An 8,846-nucleotide genomic window follows, 5' to 3' on the forward strand; every position below is an offset into this window, starting at 1 on the left:
TGTCCCCAGCATGGAGTTCAACGAGATCGCCGACGGCATGTCAGCTCCCGTCCGCAAGGCGTGGGCGCGCAGTCTGACCAACGGCCGGGCCGCGATGTCACGGCGGATGCTGTTGCAGGCCACGGCCCTGATGGCAGGTACGGGCACCCTCGCGGCCTGCGGCATACCCGCGGCCAAGTCCGGCTCCCAGGAGAGCGCGCCGGCCGCCGGGCCGGACAGCTCGGACACCGACAAGACGCTCAGCTTCTCCAACTGGCCGCTCTACATCGACGTGGACGCCAAGGACGAGACCAAGCGCCCCACGCTCGACGCCTTCACCGCCGCCACCGGGGTCAAGGTCAAGTACACCGAGGACATCAACGACAACGTCGAGTTCTTCGGCAAGGTCAAGCCGCAGCTGGCGGCCGGTCAGGACACCGGCCGGGACCTGGTGGTGCTGACCGACTGGATGGCCGGCCGGCTGATCCGGCTCGGCTGGGCACAGAAGCTGAACCCGGCCAACCTGACCAATGCGCTGACCAACCTGGAGGCCCGCTTCCGGGCCCCCGACTGGGACCCGGGGCGCCAGTACTCCTACCCCTGGACCAGCATCCAGACCGTGATCGCCTACAACAAGAAGGCGACCAAGGGGAAGGAGATCACCAGCGTCGCCCAGCTGCTGGACGACCCGGCGCTGAAGGGGCGGGTCACCTTCCTCTCCGAGATGCGCGACACCATCGGCATGGTGCTGCTCTCGATGGGCAAGGAGCCCGCGAAGTTCACCGCGGACGACTTCGACGCCGCGATCGCCCGGGTGCAGAAGGCCGTGGACAACAAGCAGATCCGCAAGTTCACCGGTAACGACTACGGCCAGGAGCTCTCGTCCGGGGACATCGCGGCCTGCATCGCCTGGGGCGGGGACCTGATCCAGCTCAAGGCCGACAACCCCGACATCGAGTTCGTCATCCCGGCCGAGGGCTACCTCTCCTCCACCGACAACATGCTCGTGCCGGCCAAGGCCCAGCACAAGAAGAACGCCGAACTGCTGATCAACTTCTACTACCAGCACGAGATCGCGGCGCAGCTCACGGCGGGGATCAACTACGTCTCCCCGGTGGCGGGCATGGAACCGGAGCTTGCGAAGATCGCGCCCGAGGTGGCGGAGAACCCGTTGGTGGTGCCCACCCGGGAGATGGCGGCCAAGACCCACCTCTTCCGCAGCCTGACCGAAGCCGAGGAGACCGACTTCGAGAGCAAGTTCTCCAAGTTGATCGGCGCCTGACCCCCACCACGGCTCGGCTTCTCAAGCCAAGACAGCACCGGACAGAGAGACACCCCCCATGACTGAGCAGCTGCGCGAGGCGGCGACGGCCGGTGGCGACGTACGCCTCACCGGTATAGGCAAGACCTACGGCGCGTTCACTGCCGTCCAACCGCTCGACCTGACCGTGCCGCAGGGCTCCTTCTTCGCCCTGCTCGGCGCCTCCGGCTGCGGCAAGACCACCACGCTGCGGATGATCGCCGGCCTGGAGGAGCCCACCAGCGGCACCGTCCTGATCGGGGGTCAGGACGTCACCGCGCTGCCGCCGTACAAGCGGCCGGTGAACACCGTCTTCCAGAGCTACGCGCTCTTCCCGCACCTGGACATCTTCGAGAACGTCGCCTTCGGCCTCCGCCGCCGGGGGAAGAAGGACGTGAAGAAGCAGGTCGAGGAGATGCTCGAACTGGTCGAGCTGGGCCCGTACGCCCGGCGCAAGCCGCACCAGCTCTCCGGTGGCCAGCAGCAGCGCGTCGCGGTCGCCCGCGCGCTGATCAACCACCCGCAGGTGCTGCTGCTCGACGAGCCGCTCGGCGCCCTCGACCTCAAGCTGCGCCGGCAGATGCAGCTAGAGCTCAAGCGGATCCAGACCGAGGTCGGCATCACCTTCGTGCACGTCACCCACGACCAGGAGGAGGCCATGACCATGGCCGACACCATCGCGGTGATGAACGGCGGCCGGGTCGAGCAGCTCGGCGCCCCCGCCGACCTGTACGAGAACCCGGGCTCCACCTTCGTGGCCAACTTCCTCGGCCAGTCCAACCTGATCCCGGCCGAGGTCACCGGCAGCGCCGACGGCTCGCTGCTGCTGAGCGCGGGCGGTGCACGGCTCGCGATGCCGAAGGCCCGCTGCGCCACCGAGGCGAGCAGCGTCTACCTGGGCGTCCGGCCGGAGAAGATCACCATCGCCGGTGCCGACAGCGAGGTGGCCGAGGGCCGCAACCGGATCACCGGCACCGTGGTCGACTCCAGCTTCATCGGCGTCTCCACCCAGTACGTGGTGCGCGCCGAGACCGGCCAGGAACTCGCGGTCTTCGAGCAGAACATGGACCGCGACACCCGGCTCACCCCCGGCGCCCCGGTCGTCCTGCACTGGAACCCGGCACACTCCTTCGGCCTGGACGCCGCCCAGGCGATCGACGCCGGCACCGGGGAGGCCGCCGCGTGACCGCGACCGCCGAGGCGGCACCGACCCAGGTGATACCTCTTCAGGACCGGCCCCCGCGCCGCAGGCTGACGCCGTACTGGCTGCTGCTGCCCGGCCTCGCCTGGCTGGTGGTCTTCTTCGTGGTGCCGATGGTCTACCAGGCCTCCACCTCGCTGCAGACCGGTTCGCTGGAGCAGGGCTTCCAGCTGACCTGGCACTTCTCGACGTACTGGGACGCGCTGAGCGAGTACAAGTGGCACTTCGTCCGCTCGTTCGGCTTCTCCGCGATCGCCACCCTGCTCTGCCTGGCGATCGGCTACCCGCTGGCGTACACGATCGCCTTCAAGGCGAGCAAGCGCTGGCGGAACGTCATCCTGATCCTGGTGATCGCACCGTTCTTCACCAGCTTCCTGATCCGCACGCTGGCCTGGAAGACCATCCTGTCGGACAGCGGCCCGGTGGTGGAGACGCTGAACGCGCTGCACCTGCTGAGCCTCACCGACGCGATCGGCCTGACCACCGGTCAGCGGCTGCTGGCCACCCCGCTCGCGGTGATCTGCGGCCTGACGTACAACTTCCTGCCGTTCATGATCCTGCCGCTCTACACCTCGCTGGAGCGGATCGACCCCAGGCTGCACGAGGCGGCCGGTGACCTGTACGCGCGGCCGTTCACCACCTTCCGCAAGGTCACCTTCCCGATCTCGCTGCCGGGTGTGGTGGCGGGCACGCTGCTCACCTTCATCCCGGCCTCTGGCGACTACATCAACGCCCAGCTGCTCGGCTCGCCGAGCGAGCAGATGATCGGCAACGCGATCCAGAAGCAGTTCCTGAACGTGCTCGACTACCCGACGGCCGCCGCTCTGAGCTTCATTCTGATGGCCCTGATCCTGGGCATGGTGACGGTCTACATGCGCAAGGCCGGGACGGAGGAACTGGTCTGATGAGCCGAATCGTGAAGTGGGTCCGGGCCCACCTGGTGGTGCTGGCCGGGGTGCTCGCCCTGGCCTACCTGGTGCTGCCCAACCTGGTGGTGCTGGCGTTCTCGTTCAACAAGCCCAACGGCAAGTTCAACTACGAGTGGAACGAGTTCTCCACCGACGCCTGGACCGACCCGTGCGGCGTCGCCGACATGTGCGGCTCGCTCTCGCTCAGTCTGCAGATCGCGGTGCTGGCCACCATCGGCGCCACCGTGCTCGGCACCATGGTCGCCTTCGCGCTGGCCCGCTACCGGTTCCGGGGGAGGGGCGGCGCGACCGGCCTGATCTTCCTGCCGATGGCGATGCCCGAGGTGGTGATGGCCGCCTCGCTCGGCACCCTGTTCCTCAACATGCGGATCCCGTTCGGCTTCACCACGATCCTGATCGCGCACGTCATGTTCTGCCTGAGCTTCGTGGTGACGGCGGTCAAGGCCCGCGTGATGAGCATGGACCCGCGGCTGGAGCAGGCCGCCCAGGACCTCTACGCCACCCCCGTACAGACCTTCCTGAAGGTGACCCTGCCGCTCGCCGCCCCCGGCATCGCGGCCGGCGCGCTGCTCAGCTTCGCGCTCTCCTTCGACGACTTCATCATCACCCAGTTCAACTCGGGACCGACCACGGTCACCTTCCCGATGTTCGTCTGGGGCGCCTCGCAGCGCGGCATCCCGGTGCAGGTCAACGTGATCGGCACCGCGATGTTCCTCGCCGCCGTGGTGCTGACGGTGGTCGGCCAGTGGGTCGGCAACCGTCGGAAGGCGCAAGCCTGACATTCTGTTCGTACCAGCTGAAATACCTTCAATCCGCAGAAAGTAGCTGATAGGCATGGACTCCGCCCGTGCGCTCAGTGATGCCCGACCCACCCCCTTCTGGCTGGAGGATCCGGGCCGCCCGGAGACCCTGCCCGCCCTGGTGGGTGACACCAGGTGCGACCTGCTGGTGGTCGGCGGCGGCTACTCCGGACTCTGGACCGCACTGATCGCCAAGGAGCGCGACCCCTCGCTGGACGTCGTCCTGATCGAGGGTCACGAGATCGGCTGGGCGGCGTCCGGGCGCAACGGCGGCTTCTGCGCCTCGAGCCTCACCCACGGCTTCGGCAACGGCCTCCAGCGCTGGCCCGGCGAACTGGCCGAGCTGGAGCGCCAGGGCCTGGCCAACCTGAACGAGATCGAGGCCTCGATCAAGCGGTACGGCATCGACTGCGAGTGGGAGCGCACCGGCGAGATCGACATCGCCACCCAGCCGCACCAGCTGGCCGAACTGCGCGAGGTCGCCGAGGCGGTCACCGAGTACGGCGGCGAGCTCACCTTCCTGGACGCCGACCAGCTCCGCGAGCAGGTCGACTCGCCCACCTTCCTGGGCGGCATCTGGGACAAGGAGGGGGTGGCCATGCTGCACCCCGCCAAGCTCGCCTGGGGCCTGCGGGAGGCTTGCCTCGCCCAGGGCGTCCGGATCTTCGAGCGCACCAAGGGCCTGGCACTCGCCGAGCAGGGCAGCGGGATGGCCGTCCGCACGCCGTACGGGCGGGTCTTCGCCCGCAAGGTCGCGCTCGGCACCAACGCCTTCCCCTCGCTGGTCAAGCGGGTCCGGCCGTACATCGTCCCGGTGTACGACTACGCCCTGATGACCGAGCCGCTCACCGACGAGCAGCTCGCCTCGATCGGCTGGACCGGACGGCAGGGGCTGAGCGACAGCGCCAACAAGTTCCACTACTTCCGGCTCTCCGCCGACAACCGCATCCTCTGGGGCGGCTACGACACCATCTACCACTTCGGCAGCAAGCTGCAGGCCGAGCACGACCAGCGGCCGGAGACCTTCCGCACCCTGGCGCTGCAGTTCTTCCAGACCTTCCCGCAGCTGGACGGCGTCCGCTTCACCAACGCCTGGGGCGGGGCGATCGACACCTGCACCCGGTTCTCCGCCTTCTTCGACACCGCCTACAAGGGCAAGGTCGCCTACGCGGCCGGCTTCACCGGCCTCGGTGTCGGCGCCACCCGTTACGGCGCCGAGGTGATGCTCGACCTGCTGGCCGGTGAGCTGACGGAGCGTACGGCGCTGGAGATGGTGCGCAGCAAGCCGCTGCCGTTCCCACCCGAGCCGGTGCGCTGGGCCGGGATCGAGATGACCAAGTGGTCGCTGGACCGCTCGGACCGGCGTGGCGGGCAGCGCAACCTGTGGCTGCGCACGCTGGACCGGATGGGGCTGGGCTTCGACAGCTGACGATGCCGTTGGGGGGTGGGGCGCTCCGTTTCGACGGGGCGCCCCACGCTTTTTGGCGTTTCTGTTCGGCGTTTACGTGTAAGAGACCGGTGCTGCGTGCCTCTCCCTCCTGACAGGTACCCGAGTAGGAGGACCGATGGAGAGCACCCCTGGCGGCCGAGCGGTCAACTGGCTGGCTGCCGCGGCACCCGACCCGCAGGTCTGCCGAGCGGAGTGGGAGAGCAGCGGCCGGGGCGTCATGCTGCTCCCGGCCGGGCGGCTCTGGGACGTGCTGCTGGTCCCCGGACCGCTCGGCCACCCGACCTTCGACCTGCTCGCCCGGGGGGCCGGTACCAGGGCTCGCGGCGCCGGGCCGGTGTACGCGGACTTCGCGGACGGGCAGCTCGGCTTCCTGGTGCCGGTCGGCACCGCTGGGCGCTGGGTGGGCACCGGCGTACGGAGTGCGGGCGCCGGCACCTGGGTGGCGCTGCCGCACCCGGCCGGGGCCACCCGGGGGCTGCGCTGGCTGGCCGCACCGGACGGGTCGGGGCAGCTGACCGATCCGGCGGTGCTGGAGCTGGCCCTGCACGACGCGGCGGCCCGGCTGCTGTGACGGCTGGGTGGTTGATACGGGTGGCTGATGCTGGGTGGTGGCTGGTGCAGAAACGTCCCTGCCGGGAGCGGCTCGGCGACGACCTGTAAGGCTGAATCTCCATTCCCCGTCAGCCTGTTCGTTGAGCCGGGGCGCGCGGGTGAGCAGACTGGAGAACGAGCGCGGTAGCCCGTGATCCCGCTGCCCGGCCGATGCCGGCGGCGCCGTACAGGGACCGTCGGCCAGGCGCCGAACGGACTTCGGAGGCAGACGACCTTGAGCAAGCACATCACCCACTGGATCGACGGCGCCGCCGTCGCCACCGCCGGCTCCGCCCCGCGGCGCGGCGACATCTTCGACCCCGCGACCGGCCAGGTCACCGGGCAGGTGGACTTCGCCTCGATCGCCGAGGTCGACCAGGCCGTGGCCGCGGCCGCCTCCGCCTTCGGCGAGTGGCGGAACGCCTCGATCGCCAAGCGCACCCAGGTGCTCTTCGCCTTCCGTGAGCTGTTCAACGCCCGCAAGGACGAGCTGGCCTCGATCATCGTCTCCGAGCACGGCAAGGTGCACTCCGACGCCCTCGGCGAGCTGGCCCGCGGTCAGGAGGTCATCGAGTACGCCTGCGGCATCCCGCAGTTGGTGAAGGGCGGCTTCTCCGAGCAGGCCTCCACCGGCATCGACGTCTACTCGATCCGCCAGGCGCTCGGCCCGGTGGCGATCATCTCGCCGTTCAACTTCCCGGCGATGGTGCCGATGTGGTTCTTCCCGATCGCCATCGCGGCCGGGAACACCGTCATCCTCAAGCCCTCCGAGAAGGACCCCTCGGCCGCCAACTTCATGGCCGAGCTGTGGAAGGAGGCCGGCCTCCCGGACGGCGTCTTCAACGTCGTGCACGGTGACAAGGTCGCCGTCGACCGCCTGCTCGAGCACCCCGACATCAAGGCCGTCAGCTTCGTCGGCTCCACCCCGATCGCCCGCTACGTCTACGAGACCGGCACCCGGTACGGCAAGCGCGTGCAGGCCCTCGGCGGCGCCAAGAACCACATGCTGGTGCTGCCGGACGCCGACCTCGACCTGAGCGCCGACGCGGCCATCAACGCCGGCTTCGGCGCGGCCGGCGAGCGCTGCATGGCGATCTCCGTCCTGGTCGCGGTCGACCCGATCGGCGACGAGCTGGTCGAGAAGATCAAGCAGCGGATGGCCACCCTCAAGGTCGGCCCCGGCTGCAACGGCGAGAGCGAGATGGGCCCGCTGGTCACCGGCCAGCACCGCGACAAGGTCACCTCGTACGTCGAGTCCGGCCTCGCCGACGGCGCCGAGCTGGCCGTGGACGGCCGAAAGCACGCGATCGCGGGGGAGGACGCCACCGGCACCCCCACGGCCGACGGCTTCTGGCTCGGCCCGACCCTGTTCGACCACGTCAAGCCCGGCATGTCGGTCTACAACGACGAGATCTTCGGCCCCGTGCTGTCGGTCGTCCGGGTCGCCTCCTACCAGGAGGGCCTGGAGCTGATCAACAGCAACCCGTACGGCAACGGCACCGCCATCTTCACCAATGACGGCGGCGCGGCCCGGCGCTTCCAGCACGAGGTGGAGGTCGGCATGATCGGCATCAACGTGCCGATCCCGGTGCCGGTCGCCTACTACTCCTTCGGCGGCTGGAAGGCCTCGCTGTTCGGCGACACGCACGCCTACGGCCCGGACGGCGTCCAGTTCTTCACCCGCGGCAAGGCCGTCACCTCGCGGTGGCTGGACCCGTCGCACGGTGGGATCAACCTCGGGTTCCCGACCAACTCCTGAGCCTCGCCTGATCTGACGGCGGCCCGCACCGGTGACNGGTGCGGGCCGCCGTTGTCGTGCGCCGGGCGGACTGGTGGGTGGGCCTGCGGGTGGCATTTGCACCGGGAGCGCTGCGGGGGTAGTGTTCCCTAGTCGCTCGGCAGGGAGCACCGGACACGCATCGGCGCGGACGGTCCCGGGGTGGCCAATCCTCTGAACACATCTTCTGATCGAGCCGATTCGCGCGTTTTTGCGGGTCGGGTCTATTTGTCGTGTGCGTTTATATGGATTGCGGCTGGATTCGCTTTGTGAAGCGGGGATCGGCTAAGGTTTGAAACGTCGGACAGGCCGTCAGGTCGGTTACGGCACAAGCTTCTTGAGGMTCCGGAAGCGCGGAACGGCTGGTCAGGGAAACCTGGTAGAGTCGGAAGCGCCGAAAGGCCGAAGGAAAGAGYGAGTCGGTGAGTGAAACTCCGGAAAACGGAGCGGAAAACATCTGATAAGCTCGGAAMACGAAAGAACGAAGCGCCCGGAGGGTCCGCCTGATAAGCGGCTCGAAGGAAGTGTCCGTTCCTTGAGAACTCAACAGCGTGCCAAAAGTCAACGCCAGATATGTTGACATCCCCGGCCTATCCTTTGGATGGGTYGGAGATTCCTTTATGAAGTAAAACACTAGCGAGGACGCAGTGCGCGGGGCCGCCTATTCCGGTGGTTGCCGTGCCGCTCTTCCGAAGTGGTTRCMRGATTACYKGYAGACATTCACGGAGAGTTTGATCCTGGCTCAGGACGAACGCTGGCGGCGTGCTTAACACATGCAAGTCGAACGATGAAGCTCTTCGGAGTGGATTAGTGGCGAAC

The 8,846-nt window shown here is 68.2% G+C and carries 7 protein-coding genes and 1 rRNA gene; all 8 read left to right on the forward strand.

Annotated features, from left to right (window positions below):
- The first annotated feature begins 10 nt into the window (after positions 1-10).
- Entirely contained in the window at positions 11-1,261 is a 1,251-nt protein-coding gene (locus tag ASC99_RS15410) for a spermidine/putrescine ABC transporter substrate-binding protein (RefSeq protein ID WP_057232364.1), read from the forward strand.
- A gap of 58 nt (positions 1,262-1,319) precedes the next feature.
- Positions 1,320-2,465: an ABC transporter ATP-binding protein gene (locus ASC99_RS15415; RefSeq protein WP_057232366.1), complete on the forward strand. Its 1,146-nt coding sequence runs from the start codon at positions 1,320-1,322 to the stop codon at positions 2,463-2,465.
- Positions 2,462-3,385 (forward strand): ABC transporter permease, encoded by a 924-nt coding sequence (locus tag ASC99_RS15420; RefSeq protein WP_057232368.1) that lies wholly within the window; start codon positions 2,462-2,464, stop codon positions 3,383-3,385. The genes ASC99_RS15415 and ASC99_RS15420 overlap by 4 nt, the downstream gene beginning before the upstream one ends.
- Entirely contained in the window at positions 3,385-4,188 is an 804-nt protein-coding gene (locus ASC99_RS15425) for an ABC transporter permease (RefSeq protein ID WP_057232370.1), read from the forward strand. The genes ASC99_RS15420 and ASC99_RS15425 overlap by 1 nt, the downstream gene beginning before the upstream one ends.
- 55 nt (positions 4,189-4,243) lie before the next feature.
- Positions 4,244-5,638, forward strand: a complete 1,395-nt coding sequence (locus ASC99_RS15430) for an FAD-binding oxidoreductase (RefSeq protein WP_057232372.1) — start codon at positions 4,244-4,246, stop codon at positions 5,636-5,638.
- 136 nt (positions 5,639-5,774) lie between these two features.
- Positions 5,775-6,230 (forward strand): hypothetical protein, encoded by a 456-nt coding sequence (locus ASC99_RS15435; RefSeq protein ID WP_057232374.1) that lies wholly within the window; start codon positions 5,775-5,777, stop codon positions 6,228-6,230.
- A gap of 255 nt (positions 6,231-6,485) precedes the next feature.
- Positions 6,486-8,009 carry a CoA-acylating methylmalonate-semialdehyde dehydrogenase gene (locus tag ASC99_RS15440; RefSeq protein ID WP_057232376.1) on the forward strand — a complete coding sequence of 508 codons (1,524 nt, stop codon included), beginning with the start codon at positions 6,486-6,488 and terminating at the stop codon, positions 8,007-8,009.
- Positions 8,010-8,746: 737 nt separating this feature from the next.
- A 16S ribosomal RNA gene (locus ASC99_RS15445) occupies positions 8,747-8,846 on the forward strand; the annotation flags it as partial.

Source organism: Kitasatospora sp. Root107, assembly GCF_001424875.1.
Classification (GTDB): Bacteria; Actinomycetota; Actinomycetes; order Streptomycetales; family Streptomycetaceae; genus Kitasatospora.

Excerpts from the sequence above, each read along its gene's own strand:
- ASC99_RS15410 (WP_057232364.1), top strand. The coding sequence starts at position 11 with ATGGAGTTCAACGAGATCGCCGACGGCATGTCAGCTCCCGTCCGCAAG.
- ASC99_RS15415 (WP_057232366.1), top strand. The coding sequence starts at position 1,320 with ATGACTGAGCAGCTGCGCGAGGCGGCGACGGCCGGTGGCGACGTACGC.
- ASC99_RS15435 (WP_057232374.1), top strand. The coding sequence starts at position 5,775 with ATGGAGAGCACCCCTGGCGGCCGAGCGGTCAACTGGCTGGCTGCCGCG.
- ASC99_RS15425 (WP_057232370.1), top strand. The coding sequence starts at position 3,385 with ATGAGCCGAATCGTGAAGTGGGTCCGGGCCCACCTGGTGGTGCTGGCC.
- ASC99_RS15430 (WP_057232372.1), top strand. The coding sequence starts at position 4,244 with ATGGACTCCGCCCGTGCGCTCAGTGATGCCCGACCCACCCCCTTCTGG.